The 15,298-nt window shown below is 65.2% G+C and carries 16 protein-coding genes; 9 read left to right on the forward strand and 7 right to left on the reverse strand.

What is annotated here, in order from left to right; all coding sequences use genetic code 11:
* Window positions 1-135 precede the first annotated feature (135 nt).
* Complete coding sequence (gene ypfJ, locus AB4Z43_RS05975; RefSeq protein WP_069092933.1) at window positions 136-1,056, reverse strand: KPN_02809 family neutral zinc metallopeptidase; 921 nt, start codon at window positions 1,054-1,056, stop codon at window positions 136-138.
* A 180-nt stretch (window positions 1,057-1,236) separates the two neighbouring features.
* Between ypfJ and AB4Z43_RS05980 the strand changes: the two genes are divergently transcribed.
* Window positions 1,237-3,306 carry a hypothetical protein gene (locus tag AB4Z43_RS05980; RefSeq protein ID WP_441936464.1) on the forward strand — a complete coding sequence of 690 codons (2,070 nt, stop codon included), beginning with the start codon at window positions 1,237-1,239 and terminating at the stop codon, window positions 3,304-3,306.
* Window positions 3,307-3,438: 132 nt separating this feature from the next.
* Here AB4Z43_RS05980 and AB4Z43_RS05985 read toward each other — a convergent pair whose 3' ends face one another.
* Together AB4Z43_RS05985 and mntR are read right to left on the reverse strand one after the other, a co-directional pair.
* On the reverse strand, window positions 3,439-3,627 hold the full coding sequence (locus AB4Z43_RS05985; protein WP_019860505.1) for a hypothetical protein: 189 nt from the start codon (window positions 3,625-3,627) through the stop codon (window positions 3,439-3,441).
* 90 nt (window positions 3,628-3,717) lie between these two features.
* Window positions 3,718-4,170, reverse strand: coding sequence for a manganese-binding transcriptional regulator MntR (gene mntR, locus AB4Z43_RS05990; RefSeq protein WP_019860506.1), 453 nt, complete (start codon window positions 4,168-4,170; stop codon window positions 3,718-3,720).
* Between the two features lie 229 nt (window positions 4,171-4,399).
* On the opposite strand from mntR, the gene AB4Z43_RS05995 reads away from it, so the two are divergent.
* The 3 genes from AB4Z43_RS05995 to AB4Z43_RS06005 all read left to right on the forward strand — a co-directional run bounded on the left by AB4Z43_RS05995 (window position 4,400) and on the right by AB4Z43_RS06005 (window position 7,429).
* Window positions 4,400-5,764, forward strand: a complete 1,365-nt coding sequence (locus AB4Z43_RS05995) for an Nramp family divalent metal transporter (protein WP_441936466.1) — start codon at window positions 4,400-4,402, stop codon at window positions 5,762-5,764.
* Between the two features lie 54 nt (window positions 5,765-5,818).
* Window positions 5,819-6,661: a protein-L-isoaspartate O-methyltransferase family protein gene (locus AB4Z43_RS06000; RefSeq protein ID WP_441936468.1), complete on the forward strand. Its 843-nt coding sequence runs from the start codon at window positions 5,819-5,821 to the stop codon at window positions 6,659-6,661.
* A gap of 117 nt (window positions 6,662-6,778) precedes the next feature.
* On the forward strand, window positions 6,779-7,429 hold the full coding sequence (locus AB4Z43_RS06005; protein WP_441936470.1) for a dihydrofolate reductase family protein: 651 nt from the start codon (window positions 6,779-6,781) through the stop codon (window positions 7,427-7,429).
* Window positions 7,430-7,489: 60 nt separating this feature from the next.
* Here the strand turns inward: AB4Z43_RS06005 and AB4Z43_RS06010 are convergent, their stop codons facing one another.
* Entirely contained in the window at window positions 7,490-8,359 is an 870-nt protein-coding gene (locus AB4Z43_RS06010; RefSeq protein ID WP_441936472.1) for a LysR family transcriptional regulator, read from the reverse strand.
* Window positions 8,360-8,453: 94 nt separating this feature from the next.
* On the opposite strand from AB4Z43_RS06010, the gene AB4Z43_RS06015 reads away from it, so the two are divergent.
* Entirely contained in the window at window positions 8,454-9,053 is a 600-nt protein-coding gene (locus tag AB4Z43_RS06015) for a LysE family translocator (RefSeq protein WP_441936474.1), read from the forward strand.
* 214 nt (window positions 9,054-9,267) lie between these two features.
* On the opposite strand, the gene AB4Z43_RS06020 is transcribed toward AB4Z43_RS06015, so the two are convergent.
* Complete coding sequence (locus AB4Z43_RS06020; protein WP_441936476.1) at window positions 9,268-10,062, reverse strand: SDR family NAD(P)-dependent oxidoreductase; 795 nt, start codon at window positions 10,060-10,062, stop codon at window positions 9,268-9,270.
* 211 nt (window positions 10,063-10,273) lie between these two features.
* Between AB4Z43_RS06020 and AB4Z43_RS06025 the strand changes: the two genes are divergently transcribed.
* A complete protein-coding gene (locus AB4Z43_RS06025) occupies window positions 10,274-10,729 on the forward strand; it encodes a MarR family winged helix-turn-helix transcriptional regulator (protein ID WP_019860514.1) in 456 nt (151 codons plus the stop codon).
* 103 nt (window positions 10,730-10,832) lie between these two features.
* Here the strand turns inward: AB4Z43_RS06025 and AB4Z43_RS06030 are convergent, their stop codons facing one another.
* Complete coding sequence (locus AB4Z43_RS06030) at window positions 10,833-12,011, reverse strand: MFS transporter (RefSeq protein ID WP_441936478.1); 1,179 nt, start codon at window positions 12,009-12,011, stop codon at window positions 10,833-10,835.
* 206 nt (window positions 12,012-12,217) lie between these two features.
* Here AB4Z43_RS06030 and AB4Z43_RS06035 point away from each other — a divergent pair, with 206 nt between their 5' ends.
* On the forward strand, window positions 12,218-12,574 hold the full coding sequence (locus AB4Z43_RS06035) for an ArsR/SmtB family transcription factor (RefSeq protein WP_038648931.1): 357 nt from the start codon (window positions 12,218-12,220) through the stop codon (window positions 12,572-12,574).
* 33 nt (window positions 12,575-12,607) lie between these two features.
* On the opposite strand, the gene AB4Z43_RS06040 is transcribed toward AB4Z43_RS06035, so the two are convergent.
* Window positions 12,608-13,078, reverse strand: a complete 471-nt coding sequence (locus AB4Z43_RS06040; RefSeq protein WP_441936481.1) for a nucleoside deaminase — start codon at window positions 13,076-13,078, stop codon at window positions 12,608-12,610.
* Between the two features lie 230 nt (window positions 13,079-13,308).
* On the opposite strand from AB4Z43_RS06040, the gene AB4Z43_RS06045 reads away from it, so the two are divergent.
* Window positions 13,309-14,067 carry a metallophosphoesterase family protein gene (locus tag AB4Z43_RS06045; RefSeq protein WP_441936483.1) on the forward strand — a complete coding sequence of 253 codons (759 nt, stop codon included), beginning with the start codon at window positions 13,309-13,311 and terminating at the stop codon, window positions 14,065-14,067.
* A gap of 182 nt (window positions 14,068-14,249) precedes the next feature.
* Window positions 14,250-15,227, forward strand: a complete 978-nt coding sequence (locus tag AB4Z43_RS06050) for an SH3 domain-containing protein (protein ID WP_441936485.1) — start codon at window positions 14,250-14,252, stop codon at window positions 15,225-15,227.
* Window positions 15,228-15,298: the final 71 nt, after the last annotated feature.

Raw genomic sequence — 15,298 nt, forward strand, 5'->3', positions numbered from 1 at the left:
TCGCCCGGGGCGCAGGCGGACGAACCTTATAGGCGAGCGCGCAAAAAGGAACAATGCGAGAACAGCCAGGAATCGTTGATCCTGACTCTCCCTGACGACGACTTCGTCGTTAGGCCAGCCCCGTGAGGCGAGTGCCTAGATCGGGCCGCTCAGCGTGTTGCAGTCCGAAAGCTTGCCGCTCTTGTAGCCGCGCGCCAGCCAGGTCTGCCGCTGTTGCGAAGTGCCGTGGTTGAAGCTTTCCGGCACGACATAGCCCTGCGTCCTCTTCTGCAGCGTGTCGTCGCCGATCTGCTTGGCGGCGTTGAGCGCGCTTTCGATGTCGCCCTGCTCCAATATGCCCTTCTGCGCCGTGTAATGTGCCCACACGCCGGCGAAGCAGTCGGCCTGCAGTTCGATGCGCACCGAAAGCTGGTTGGCATCGGCCTCGCTCATGCCTTGCCGCATCTGGTTGAACTTGGACATGATGCCGGTGAGGTTCTGCACGTGGTGACCGACCTCATGCGCGACGACATAGGCCCGCGCGAACTCGCCCGAGGCACCAAATTGCTGGTCGAGTTGCTGGAAGAAGGTCATGTCGAGATAGACCTTGTGGTCGCCCGGACAATAGAACGGCCCGGCCGCCGCAGAGGCAAAGCCGCAAGCCGAGCGAACCTGGCCGGAAAACAGCACCAGCTTGGGGTCCTCATAGGTCAGGCCTTGCGACTTGAAGATACCAGTCCAGGTGTCTTCGGTTTCGGCCAGTACGGTCGCGACGAATTGCTTCATCTCGTCATTGGCGGGTGCCGTGCCGCCGCCCTGGCCGCCGCTATTGTCCGATATCTGGCCACCGCCACCCGGCAGTAGGCCGCCATCGCCACCGCCCAGGATCGCCGAGGGATCGAAGCCGAAATACCATCCCGCGATCACCACCAGGATGACGAGGAGGATGCTGCCGCCGCCACCGGTCCGGCCGCCGATAGGAATTTGGAACCCGCCGCCGCCGCCGATCCCACCACCGCCGCTGTCGCTGCGGTCGTCCTCGATATTGTCACTCTGACGACGGCCTCTCCAGAGCATGGCAACTCCCCGTGATGAACTTCCTCGTTGCTCCGGCAAGGCCGGCTCAACCCAACAAACAATTATCCCAATGGTTGCGCCAAGTCACAGTGTTTTTCGATGCCGGTACCACATGGACATCGCTCTGGCCCCGCGCGCTTAAGGTCTGTAGCATCGTCCACATGGGGGGATGAGCGAGACTTGAGGACGATCGGCCAATTCCTGTCGCTGCTTGCATCGCTGCTTTGCCTTGGCCTCGGGCCGGCCGGCGCCGTGACGCTTGATTCCAGCGTCGCCGTCACCGATCCGGCCACCTTGCAGGCGCTGGAGCGCGGCGGGCTGTCGATCAGCCGCCTGCTCGGCCCCGCGCTCGGCCTCACCCGCGACGTCGACAATCGCGGCCTGTTTTCCGTGCCGGCGCTGGCCACGGTGCGCGACACGGTCAAGCAGGAGATATCGGACGAGCCGAAGACCAGCCCCGACCCCTATGTCGCTGCCATGGCCAAATCGAACGACACCAGCCAGAAATTCAACCCGAAATACATCGACGACGACGGCTCGACGCTGGACCTGACCGGCGTCGTCAACCGCATGGATCGCGGCTATCTCGGCCACACCGAATGCGGCGAGATCAGGCTGATCTACCGCTTCCACTATTCGGTCACCGAAAAGCCGGCCAAGGGCAAGGTGGCGCAGCGCATCTCCTCGCGCCTGCCGCTGACCATGAGCCTGGTCTTCAACGCCAAGCCGAGGCGTGTGCAGGCGCGTGCCTCGAAGGATCTGCCAAGTGCCACCGACGTATCCTGCGCCGACGTCGCCCAACGCTGGCTCGCCGCCGGCCAGAAGGACCTGCCGCCCGAGCAACTGGCCGCCTGGCTGCGCTCCGACGAAGGCCCGCTGTCCGGCGCCATGCTCAATTCCTCGCAGATCATGCGGCTCGAACTCAACATGCAGGTGCTGCGGCTGTCGGCTTCGACACGGCGCGATTTCGGCGGCCATGCCGAATATCTCCTGAAGATCTTCAAATGGGATCCGGCGACCTCGAGCTTCTACGAAGCGAAGATGGAGAACCAGATCGACCGCGCCACGGTGCTGGCCGACGGCAAGTCCTTCGCCAAATGGCTGCTCACCGACCGCAACATCTACGATCTCGACCATGGCCGGCTCGTCATTGACGAAAAATTCCTGGCCAAGAACGCCGTTTCCGTCGCGCCCGGCGGCCTGAGCCGCTCGCAGAACAACATCGCCTATGGGCTGCTCGACGACGCCGACATCGACAAGGCGCTGAAGGACTATGTCGCCAAGGGCAATACCCTGGCCACCATCAAGTCGGTCGCCGGCTTCAATTTGCGGCTGAACGAAATGAGCTGCACCGGCTGCCATCAGACGCATGGCATTGCCGGCTTCCACTACACCGGCGCCGACCCGGCCAGCGAACCGCGCCGCAACGCCGTCTTCGTGCCGGGCTCGGCTGTGTTCTTCGCCGACCTGCCGCGCCGCCGCGCCATCGTCGAACAATTCGCCGCCGGCGGCCATCCCGATTTCACCAGAGGTTTCGCCGCCCGCCCGGACCAGAAATATGCTGAAGCGCTGAACGGCACGGATCTCTACAATGGCTGGGGCTCGATCTGCTATCGCGGTGACGACGCAAGCTTCAAGGACTGGACCTGCGGTGCCGGCCTGCGTTGCGCCGGCGTCCACGAAAGCGCCATCCATCCGGGCTTCGGCACCTGCGTCAGCGAGAAGGGCACCGCGGTCGGCGATCCCGTCGAATTCGGCGAGATCAGAATGTCGTCATGGGGCAACGACCAGTATTGCCGCCTGTCGCCGGCCACCGCCAAGGCCTGCGCCATCGATCCCGCGCGGGACAAGAAACCACTGGTCAAACTCGCCGGCTATGGCGCGGCGCGCCAGCGCTACGACAATCCTGATCAGAAGACCGGCGGCTTTCCCGGCGGCATGCTGCGCAAGGCGAGCTGCGACAAGCTTCCCGACGAGGCGACCTGCGGCCGTCTCGCCAAGACCGGCTTCAACGACTGCATCGCCTCGGGCAAGGACCACAAATTCTGCACCAGGGAATTCACCAAGACCGCCGGCCTGCGCGCCTGCGACAAGGCGCATCCCTGCCGCGAGGACTATATCTGCACCGCCGGCTATGACGATTTACCCCAGGCCAAGCCTGGCGAAGGCACCTGCATCCCGCCCTATTTCATCTTCCAGTTCCGCGTCGACGGCCACCCTAGAAGCTGGGTGCAGGATGTCCGCGAGTGAGGGAACGGTTCGCCGCAGGCAAATTGAAAGGTCCACTGGACCTTTCAAAGGGCTAGAGCATCCGGAGCCATAGCGGAAGGCAACCGGCAGCTGAACAGACGGCTTCCGCCTGCCGCCGACGTCGGCGCGGCCTCAGCTTTTCTGCTTGGCGCCTGCGCTCTTGCCATCGGAGCTTTTCGAGCGCTCCTCGAAACGCGCCGCACCCTTCTTCAGGGGATGGCCGGTCTCGGCTTCGGTCTTGCGCTCGTCCTTCGCCGCGGCCTGCTTCAATCCCTTGGCGGCCTGCTTGCCCTTAGCGGTTGGTGCTTGTTCGACGCCCATTTCTTCCTCCCTTGGTGCGATATCGCGCTATGTCAGGAGCAACGTGCGCAAGGGGCTGCGGTTCCACCTTCCCAGGAACGATCGGGCGCCTCAGCGCAGCGCCGTCATCGCCTTGCGGAACGCTTCCAGCGTCTCGGCACTGACATGGTGCTCGATGCCCTCGGCATCGATGCGCGCGGTCTCGGCGCTGACGCCGAGCGAGCGCAGGAAAGCCTCCACCGTCTGGTGACGGATGCGGCTTTCCTCCGCGACCTTGCGGCCGGCCTCGGTCAGGAACACGCCGCGATAGGGTTTTCTCGACACCAGCCCGTCGGCGCAAAGGCGCGTCAGCATCTTGGCCACCGTCGGCTGCGCGACGCCGAGACGCGCTGCGATGTCGACCTGGCGTGCCTCGTTGCCGTCCTCGATCAAATCGGCGATCAGCTCGACATAATCTTCGACCAGCGCGCTGCGGCGCGCTTGGCGCTGCTGCCGGAACCCTTCCGAATGGACATCGGCGTCGGGCAATGGCTCACGCGGGACAGGTCTGTTCTTCAGCGCCAATGCGCTCCTCCTCGGGAGTTTAGCCGTTCCTGCTTTATAGCACGGGCTCTGATTCTTCAGGCCGTTTATTTGCATTCCCCCACAGGCGCAACCGGCGTTTCCGATTGCGGTTTCGCAAACCCGGCCGAACGTCCGGCAAAAAGCACAAACAATGAAATATAGCATATTGCATAATGTTGAGCCATGGCATAGCTTATGGATATCCCCGGAAGTCTCGGAAAGCCTTTTCATGTCAGACGCAGAAGCCACAGCCCCTCGATCCTCATGGCGGTTCGCCGGACGGGACGAGGACGATCAGCCCAGCCTGCGCGAAGTCAATTCCACCATCGCCGTGCCGAGCTCGGGCGTCTGGTTCCGCCGGCTGTTCGCCTTCATGGGCCCGGGCTACATGGTTTCGGTCGGCTATATGGACCCGGGCAACTGGGCGACCGACCTCGCCGGCGGCGCCCAGTTCGGCTACACGCTGCTGTTCATCATCATGCTGTCCAACCTGATGGCGATCCTGCTGCAGGCGCTGGCCGCCCGGCTTGGCATCGCCACCGGCCGCGACCTCGCCCAGGCCTGCCGCGCCTATTATCCGCGCCCGGTCAATTTCGTGCTGTGGATCGCCTGCGAACTCGCCATCATCGCCTGCGACCTCGCCGAAGTCATCGGCACCGCGATCGCATTGAAGCTTCTGTTCGGCATTCCGCTGATCGGCGGCGCGATCCTCACCGCGCTCGACGCCTTCCTGGTGCTCATGTTGATGAACAAGGGGTTCCGCTATCTCGAAGCCTTCGTCATCGCGCTTTTGATCATCATCTTCAGCTGCTTTGCCATCCAGATCTTCGTTGCCGCGCCGCCGGCCGGCACGATCCTGCACTCGATGTTCGTGCCGTCCTCGGAGATCGTCACCAATCCGGCGATGCTCTACATCGCCATCGGCATCATCGGCGCCACGGTCATGCCGCACAATCTCTATCTGCACTCCTCGATCGTGCAGACCCGCGCCTATGAGCGCACCGAAAAGGGCAAGCGCGACGCCATCAAATGGGCGACGGCGGACTCCACCATCGCCCTGATGCTGGCTCTGTTCGTCAACGCCGCTATCCTGATCGTCTCGGCTGTCGCCTTCCACAACACCGGCCACCAGGATGTGGCCGAGATCGACCAGGCCTTCGAGCTGCTGTCACCGCTGCTCGGCCTCAGCATTGCCTCGATCCTGTTTGCCGTGGCGCTGCTTGCTTCCGGCCTGAATTCGACAGTGACGGCGACGCTTGCCGGCCAGATCGTCATGGAAGGGTTCCTGCGCCTGCGCATCCCCAACTGGGCGCGCCGGCTTCTGACGCGTGGCCTGGCCATCATTCCCGTGGTGGTTGTGACCGCGCTCTATGGCGAGAAGGGTACCGGCCAGCTGCTGGTGTTCAGCCAGGTGATCCTGTCGATGCAATTGCCCTTCGCGGTGGTGCCGCTGGTGCAGTTCGTCTCCGACAAGAAGAAGATGGGCAACCTCGCCATTCCGCGCGGCGTGGCCGCACTCGCCTGGGTGGTCGCGGCGATCATCCTCGTGCTCAACTTCAAGCTGCTCTACGACACGCTGTTCGGGGTCAGCTAGAATTCCGCCAGACAGCGCGACAAACCGCCAAATCGCGCTATCTTTGCTGGCGTCATGAGCAGCATTGAAGACATCAGGAAATTCTACGCCCGGCTGATGGCGGCCAATGCCGCCTCATCGGATCCACGCCTGGAGGAGGTCTTCGCCACTGTTCCGCGCGAAGCCTTTCTTGGCCCGGGACCATGGACGATCGTCGCCGGGAGCGGCAAGGTCACCACGCCGAGCGCCGACCCGGCGCATATCTACCAGAACGTGCTCGTGGCGCTCGATGCCGACAAGGGCATCAACAATGGCGAGCCGTTCCTGCACGCCATGTGGATCGGGAAACTGGCGCCGAAACCCGGCGAGGCCGTCACGCATATCGGCGCTGGCACCGGCTACTACTCCGCCGTGCTGGCCAGGCTGGTTTCACCTCGCGGCACCGTCACCGCCTTCGAGCTCGACGGCAGGCTGGCCGAGCTGGCGCGCAAGAATCTCGAAATCTACGGCAATGCGACGGTGGTCCATGGCGACGCCGTGACCACGCCCTTGCCGCCATCCGACATCATCTATGTCAACGCCGGCGTCGTCGCCCCGCCGGTCGGATGGCTGAAGGCGTTGCGCCCCGGCGGTCGCATGATCTTCCCCTGGCGCCCGTCCGAACGCGTCCCGCTGGCGGTGATGGTGACCCGCACCGAGAAGGGCTTTGCCTGTGATCCCTTCATGCGCTCCTGGTTCATCCCCTGCATCGGTGCCTCGGTTGCGGATCTTGCGGCAAAGATCCCGACACGCGAGCAAGCCATGCGCAGCCGCTCGATCTGGCTGACGGGCGACAAGGCGCCGGATCGCACCGCCACGGCGATCTTCGGCGACGTCTGGTTCTCGACGAAAGACGTCCGTGCCAAACCCGGCAGCTGAGGCATCGATGCGCGGATTTGGCCAAAATTTCTCAGGCCCTGTCGGGGTGGGTGCGGGCCAGCCGTCCTTGGGCCACAATCCGCCCGCGACGGCGTGGATGGAACAAGGGAGAGACCCATGAGAAAGATCATCGCCGCCACCTTCGTCAGCCTCGACGGTGTTATGCAGGCCCCCGGCGGGCCGGAAGAGGATCCGGTCGGCGGCTTCAAGTTCGGCGGCTGGACCTTCCATTACTTTGACGAGGTGGGCGGCGCGGCAATGGATGAACTCTTCTCCAAACCTTTCGCCCTGCTGCTCGGCCGCAGAACCTACGACATCTTCAACGCCTATTGGCCGTACCAGAAGGATCCTATCGCCGATGCCTTCAACCCCGCGACCAAATATGTGGCCACGCATCGGCCTGACACACTCACCTGGCAGAACACGCAATGGCTTGGGGAAGATATCGTCGCGGCGTTGCGCCGCCTCAAGCAGCAGGATGGACCCGACCTGCTCATCCAGGGATCGGCCAACCTGATCCAGACCTTGCTCGCCAACGGGCTGATCGACGAGATCCGGCTGATGATCTTCCCGCTGTTGCTGGGCAAGGGCAAGCGGCTGTTCGGCGATGACGCGATGCCGGCCGCATTCAAGCTTGTGAAGTCGCAGACGTCCAGCACCGGCGTAATCATCGCGACCTACGAACGATCCGGCGAAATCGAGGTCGGCTCCTTTGTCACGGGCGAACCGTCCGTCGCCGAGCTGGAGCGGCGCAGGAACTGGAAGTAGCGGACGGCCTTGGGACCTTTCCTCTCCCTCCGGAGGGAGGAACCCAAGTTCTGCTTGGTCTCAAGCCGCCGCCGGCCGCCGCGCCAGCCCATCCCTGATATGCCGCGCGAACTCCTGCGCGGCCGGGCCGACGCCGTGGCGCGGCAGATGCAAATTAATGGCAAAATTCGGCAGTGGCGGCAGCCCGACATCGAACGGCAAGATGTCGAGATCGGCCGGCACGGTGGAGGCCAGCCAGGTGGTGACGGCAAGATCGGAGCGCACCGTCGCCGTCGTGGCGTCGATGTTGCCGTTCTCGAACACGGTGCGCCATTCCATCCCATGCTCGTTGAGCGCCGCAAGCACCACCGGGCGGAAGGCGCAGGTGTCGGCGACGATCGACACCGGCAGCGGGCGCTTGGCGCGGGCAGTCCCGCCTCTGGCGCCGACCCAGACCAGCCGGTCGATGGCCAGGCATTCGCCCGATGTCGGGCCGACCCGCTCCTCGATCACCGCAAGGTCGATGGTTCCGGCCGCAAGCGCTGACGCCAATTCCGGCGATGACGCGCAGACCAGCGAGATCTCGACCTGCGGATAGGTTTCCGCATAGGTCTTCAGCACCGGCGCCAGCAAGGTGCCGACCAGATCGTACGGCACGCCGAGCCGCACCTGGCCGGCCACGGCCGAGCCCGCCATCTCGGCCCAGATCTCGTCATTCAGGCTGAGCAGGCGCTTGGCCTTGTCGAACAGCCGCTCGCCGGACCGCGTTAGGCGCAGGCCGCGCCGGTCACGCTCGAACAGGCTGCAGCCGAGCGTCTCCTCCAGCCTTTTGACCTGCTGGCTGACGGCGCCTTGCGTCAGATGCAGCGCGTTGGCGGCAGCCGTCATGCTGGCCTTGTCGGCGACGGTGACGAAGGTGCGCAGCAGCGCCGTATCGAGGTTGCGGATCATCTTAGCATTATAGATGCTAATGCCGAATATCGCAAACATTGCATTTACTGATGCCAGAACGGGCCTACCATGGAGCTACGACAAAGGACGCCCCATGCTCCAGCCTATCCTGCCGCTCATCCTGTTTGCCTTCGTGGCCACCGCCACGCCCGGCATCGCCACGACCTTGTCGACCGCCTCGGGCGCGCAGTTTGGTTTTCGCCGTTCGGTTCCGCTGATGATCGGCAGCGCCGCCGGCCTCGCTACGGTGACGGCTGCCGCCGCGGCCGGGCTTGCGGGCCTGCTGCTTGCGGTGCCGTCCCTGCAACTGGCGATGAAGGTGATTGGCTCGCTCTATCTCCTGTGGCTGGCCGTAAAGATCGGCCGTGCCGGGCCACCCAATCTCGACGTGACGATGGCCAAACCGAACAGCTTTCTCGGCGGCGCCGGCATCCAGTGGATGAACCCCAAGGGTTGGGCGATGGGGCTGGGCGCGGCGGCGTCGTTCGCCGCACTGGCCGATGGGCCGGGACAACTCGCTCTGCTGCTCGGCTCGACCTTCGGCCTCACCGCCGCCATCTCTCTGTCCGTCTGGTGCATGGCCGGCATGGTGCTGGCCCGGCTGCTGAAGACCGAATGGCAATGGCGCGCCCTCAACATCGTGCTGGCGCTGGTGCTGGCCGCGTCGATCATCCCGATGTGGCGGTCGGCTTAGAACACCGTCCTAGCAGGACCTGGGCTCCTCGCCCCCGCTAGAGCGGGGAAGAGGTGGCCGCGAAGCTGTCGGAGAGGGGGCGCCAGCGGCTGGAAGGGGCTTCTTGAAGCCAATTCACGGACAGGATTGCGCCAATCCCCCTCTCCGTCTCGGCTTCGCCGAGCCACCTCTCCCCCACATTCGTGGGGGCGAGGAACCCAAGCATGGATAGCCCTCAAGCCGCGTAGCGCGCCGCCGGCTTGTCGGCGTGCAGGCTGCCGTAGAAGGCTTGGCGGGCGCCGAGGAACGTGTCCAGCTTGGCGGCATCGGCAAGTGCCGGTACGGTCACGGCTTCGCCCCTGGCCAGGCCGACAAGCGCGGCATCGACCATATCGTCGGCGGACATGACGATTTCCTTGGGAAGCTGGTCGATATCGCTGCCGGCCAGTTCCCAGAAATCGGTCCGGGTGGCGCCCGGCAGCACCACCTGCACCTTCACACCCGTGCCCGCGACCTCGCGCTGCAGCGCTTCGGTGAAGTTGACGACATAGGCCTTGGTGCCGCTGTAGATGCCGCCGAACGACGTTTCATAGGCGAGCACCGAGGCTATGTTGACGATGGCGCCGCGGTTGCGCGCGAGAAGCCCCGGCAGCACGGCACGGGTCAGGCGGGTCAAGGCGATGACATTGACCTTGATCATGCGTTCGGCCGCATCGGCGTCGGCCGTTGCCACCACCTGCTGGCCGCCAAGGCCGGCATTGTTGACCAGCAGCGTCACGCTGTCGTCGGCCGATATCGCCTGCTCGACGCGGCGCACATCGTCGTCGTCGGACAGATCGGCTGCGATGAAGCTGACCTTGCGATCGTAGGCGTAACGCAGCTTCTCGGCCAGTTCCTCGAGCCGGTCGGCGCGCCGCGCCACCAGCACGAGATCATAGCCCTGCCCGGCCAGCCGGTCCGCATAGACCGCGCCGATGCCCGACGACGCGCCGGTGACGACCGCCGTGCCCTTGTTTGCCTGTCCACTCATTGTCCTGTTCCTTCTATCTCTGTTCGCTTCGACCTGGCCGCCGGCACCGCAGGCATTCGCCTCGGCGCGCCGACATGCCGCCCGATTGATTTAGTGGCATATACCACTTTCGACGAAGTAGGCATATGCCACTATCTTGTCAATGAGTGCGTTCGGGATTATTTGTCGGGCAGCGGCCGGACAGGATTTTCTCCGGCGCCGAGGAACCACCATGCCGAAAGACACCCTGCCCGGGCTGACAGCCTGCAACTACGCCATGCTGCGGCGAGCAACGCGCAAGCTCGGCCAGTTCTATGATGACGTGCAGGCCCCGTCCGGCCTCAAGGCCACGCAGCAGGGCCTGCTCTACCAGATCCACATCGGCGACGAACCGGCCATGGGCGCCATTGCCGCTGCCCTGGTCATGGACCTTTCGGCGCTCGGCCACACGCTGAAGCCGCTGATCCGCGACGGTTTTGTCGAGACCTTCGCCGATCCGGACGACCGCCGCATCAAGCGGGTGCGGCTGACCCAGCAAGGGCGGACCAAGCTCGATGAGGCGATGAAGCTGTGGCAAGCCGCCCAGCAGCGCTTCGAGGATGTGGTGGGCAAGGAAAAGGCGGAACGCCTGCGCGCGGTGCTGGATGACATCAGCGCGCTGGATTTTGATTTGCCGCCGGCTACCTAAGCAATTCCAGGAAAGTGTGAAACGGTTTTCCCGGGAAAGCGCGTAGCGCTTTCCCTTGGGAATTGCGTCAAAATGGATTGGCCGCCGACGGCTTTCGAAGAGACTATTCGGCCGGCATCGCGACCGGCCGTGTCGCCCAGCGGCCGGCCAGCACGATACCCAGCCCGACGATCGGGAAGGCCGCGGCAACCAGGCCGAGATCGACCGGCGAGCCGTAGCGCAGCACGCCACCGCCCACCACCGCGCCCAGCGCCACGCCGAGATAGAGCGCCGAACCGTTGAGCGACAGCACGATCGGCGCGGCATCGGGCGCCAGCTTGATGATGCGGCTGGCCTGCGCCGGCGGGAACGCCCAACCGACGATGCCCCACGGCACCATCATCGCCATCAGCGCCGGACCGGCAATGTGCTGCGGCAGGAAGGCCGGCACGACCGACAGCATCACCAGCATGGCGGCGCTCAGCGTCAGCGACCAGCCGACGGTGCGGGTGGCGCCGAAGCGGTCGGCCGCCTGGCCGCCGGCAATGTTGCCGATGACGGCGCCGACGCCGAAGGCGAGCAGCATGCCGGGCAGCGCGATCTGGCTGAGCCCGGCGCCCTCGATGGCGAGCGGCGCGACATAGGCAAAGACGGTGAACGCGCCGGTCAGCGCCAGCAATGTCGTCACCAGGATCGGCATCACGCCGGGCCGCATGGCGGCCGCCAGCCGGCGCTTCAGCGGCAGCCTTGTGCCGACGATGCCGCGCGGCAGCCGGTACCACAGGATGGCGCCGGCAAGCGCGCCGAGCCCGGCGATTGCATAGAAGGTGCCGCGCCAACCGGCGATCGTCGCGACCAGCGCGCCGAGCGGCGCCCCGACGGCGACGGCCACCGTGGTGCCGCCGACGACGACGGCGATGGCGCGTGCCCGGTGATGGTCATCGACCAGCGCCACCGCAGTGCCCTGCGCGGTCGCGGCGAACAGCCCCGACGACAGCGCCATGATGATGCGCGCGATCAGAAGCACTTCGAAGGAGGAACTCAGGGCGGCGGCGATGTTGCCGATGACGAAGAACACCAGCGTCCACAGGATGACGCGGCGCCGGTCCCATTCGCCGGTCAGCGTCGCCAGGATCGGCGTGCCGATGGCGTAGGCGAGCGCGAAGGCGGTGATCAGCGTGCCGGCGAGTGGAATGGAAATGCCGGCATCCCTGGCGATGTCGGGCAGAAGGCTGGAGATGACGAAGCCTTCGGTCGAGATCGCAAACGATCCGAGCGCAAGCYAGAAGATCCGCTTGTCCATAGCAGGTGTCCTTAGTTCAAAAGTTATTGAACAATTGGACATAGCAGGGCATGATGTCAATGAAGCCAGGGCAAAATAGCTGAACCATCCTGACAGCCCTGTGTCAGCACGGTCGTTCGGCACGGATCGAAATGGAGAAACAGTGTGTACGGGCCAGCGAGGACGGATGCGTTGAAATCGGCCCGAACTGCGCTTAGGTTCCAGCCATGACGCTACCTCATCCCAATACGGACCAGATCAGCCTGCCGATCGTGCTTGGCGTGCTCGGCGATCCGACACGGCTCGCCATCGTGCGCTATCTCGCCAGCAAGGAAGGCGTGGCGCTGAACTGCAGCCAGTTCCTCGATCTCGGCTCCAAGACCAATCTCAGCTACCACCTCGCCAAGCTGCGCGAGGCCGGCGTCACCCGCGCCGAAGTGGTCGGCACCAACCGCATGATCACGCTGCGCCGCGCCGACCTCGACGCCCGCTTCCCCGGCCTGCTCGACAGCGTCATCGCCGCCGCCGTCGACGACCCCGCTCTGCCGGCGGTCGGCGGCCACGATATTGAGGTGCCGGCCTAGATCTGCAGGTTCCAAGCTAAAGCTCTGTCGCCGCTAGCGCTGCCAGAAACCGATATGCGGGGCGAGAAGTTCCTCCTCCATCTCCGGGATGGGGCCGTGGACCTCGACCGGCTTCTGCCCGGAGCCGAGGACCGTGCGTGACGAGAGGTTCATCGTCGGATTCTCGGCGTGGTCGCCAGTCAGCGCGAGAAGCTTCTTCTCTTCGAAGCCGTAGACCAGCCGGCCGATATTTGCCCAGTAGAGCGTTCCGGTGCACATCGCGCAGGGCTCGCCAGTTGTGACCAACGTGCAGGACCAGAGGAAATCCGGCGGATAGGCGTCCGCGGCACGCCGGCTGAGCTCGGTTTCGGCGTGGCGCACGGTGTTGATGTTGCCTTGCCGCATCAGGATGCGATCATCGGGGCCGACGAGCACACAGCCGAAAGGATGGTGCCCGTGCGCGGCGGCCTCGCGCGCCACGTCATTGGCGGCGCGGAGGTGAGCGAACATCTGGTCACGGGTCATCGCCTGTGCCTTCCGGAGCTGTCTACGTAGATAGATGAACTGGGACGGCGTGGACGGTAGCAGATGGAGTGCTACCGCGATAGCCGTGGGCGGGCCGCGCGGGTGCCCCGCTTGCCCCGAACCGTCTCAACGACTTGATGACGAAAGCGGGGACTTGATAACAAAGGCGGCGGGTTGATAACGAAGACGGGCCGGAGTCCCGATGGGGCCGCACCATGGGAGCCCGCCGCATGCGCATAGCCGTCCTCGCCGATATCCACGGCAACGTCCTGGCACTCGACGCCGTGCTCGAGGATCTGCGTGAGCGCGGCGGCGCTGAGCTCACCATCAATCTCGGCGACAGCGTTTCAGGCCCGCTCTGGCCGCGCGAGACGTTTGAGCGCCTGGAAGCGCTGAACCTGCCGACGGTGCGCGGCAACCATGACCGCCGCGTCGCGGTCGATCCGGCCGATGAGACCATGTGGGCGTCCGACGTCTATGCGCAGGAGCGGCTGACGCAGGCGCAGCGCCAGGTGCTGTTCGCGCAGCCGCTGACGCTGGAGATCGCGCCCGGCATCGTCGCCTTCCATGCCCGCCCCGACCATGACGAGAAATATCTGCTCGACGCGGTCGTCGATGGCCAATTGGTGCGCGCGCCGCTGGCGGCGATCAGGCGGCGGCTGAAGGCGCTCGACCCGGCCTGCCGCATCGCGCTGTGCGGCCACAGCCACCGTCCGGAACTGGTCCGCATCCCCGACGGTCCCGTCATCTTCAATCCGGGCAGCATCGGCTGCCCCGCTTATGACGATTCCACCCCGCCGGCGCATGTTTCCGAACAGGGTTCGCCGCATGCGCGCTACGGCATCGTCACCTTGGGCGGCGAAGGCCGGCCCGACCGCTTCGAGACGATCGCCGTCGACTACGACCACGAAGCGGCGGCACGACAGGCCGAACAGGCGGGAAGGCCGGAATGGGCCCATGGGCTCAGGACTGGGTTCATGCCGGGCTGAGCGAAGCTCGTGCCCCAGCGGAATGCCTTGCATGCAGCTCCCCGGCCGAGGGCCGCCTGAAACGCCTTCGCGGCCACACTCAAGGCGTAAAACATCTCGCTTGTAGACACGGCGGCGCAGCGTCGCTTATAAAACCGGCTTCGCGTGCGGCAGCGTTTTGGGTTCTGGCGGTGCCTTTGGGAATGCAATTGATCGCCGACAGCCAAGTGACGAGGCGCCGAATTACGCTGCGGACAACGCTGTTGGCGCTGATGGCCGCTCCGCTGCTGATGGCGGCGTGGTCCACCGTTGTCCCGGCCCATGCCGAAGAGACGCCCTTCATCTCCGTCGTCACTGGCCTCGCGCCTGACGACCTGCTCAATATCCGCGCCAACCCGTCGGCGATCGGCAAGACCGAGGCGCGTCTGGCCGCCGGCGCCAACGTCAGGAACCTCGGCTGCAACGACATTGACGGACACCCCTGGTGCAAGGTCGAGTCTGACAATCCCAAAGCCATCGGCTGGGCTCCGGCGCGCTATCTGGTTCCCCTCAACCCGGCGACGGTGCCCCTCGACCAGGCGGATGCCGGCGATGCGGCGACGCCGCCGGCGGCGGCACAGCCCGACCTGACGGCGCGGCTTGGCGGCGCGGCCCACCCCGTCGCGCCCGAAGCCCCGATGAAATCCACCGCCGAGATCGCCATGCAGGATGCCTATGGCCTGGCGCTGGTGGCGAATGAAACGCCGTCGACTGGAGAAATCCCCACCCTCGCCCAGGATGCGGCCGCGGATAGCAGCTCGGCGGCGGGATCGCTTCCCGTTCCCACGCCGCGTCCCGACGGCGCAGCGCCCGCCGTCGACACGCAGACCGTCGCCGAACTGCCGCCGCAGCCGACCTCCCTTGCCCAGGGCGGTGGCGTCGAAATCCCCTGCGCCCGCTATGTCGGCCAGCCGATGCAGCGCTGCGCGGCAGCCATCGTGCACAAAGGCGCCGACAAGGCCGATATCACCGTGACCTGGCCCGACGGCGGCACGCGCCTCATCTCCTTCTATGCCGGCCTGCCGGCCGGCTCGGACGGCGAGAGCGATTTCCGCTTCACCCGCGAGGGCAGCCTGAGCATGATCCGCATTGGCGTCTCCGAACGCTTCGAGATCACCGACACGGTGGCGTTTGGACGCTAGGGATTAGGCAGTAGGCAGTAGGGAATAGGCAGTAGGGGCGTACGTCCAAGGCGCTTGAAAAGCCCAACTGC

This window comes from Mesorhizobium sp. 2RAF45, assembly GCF_052115225.1.
Classification (GTDB): Bacteria; Pseudomonadota; Alphaproteobacteria; order Rhizobiales; family Rhizobiaceae; genus Mesorhizobium; species Mesorhizobium jarvisii.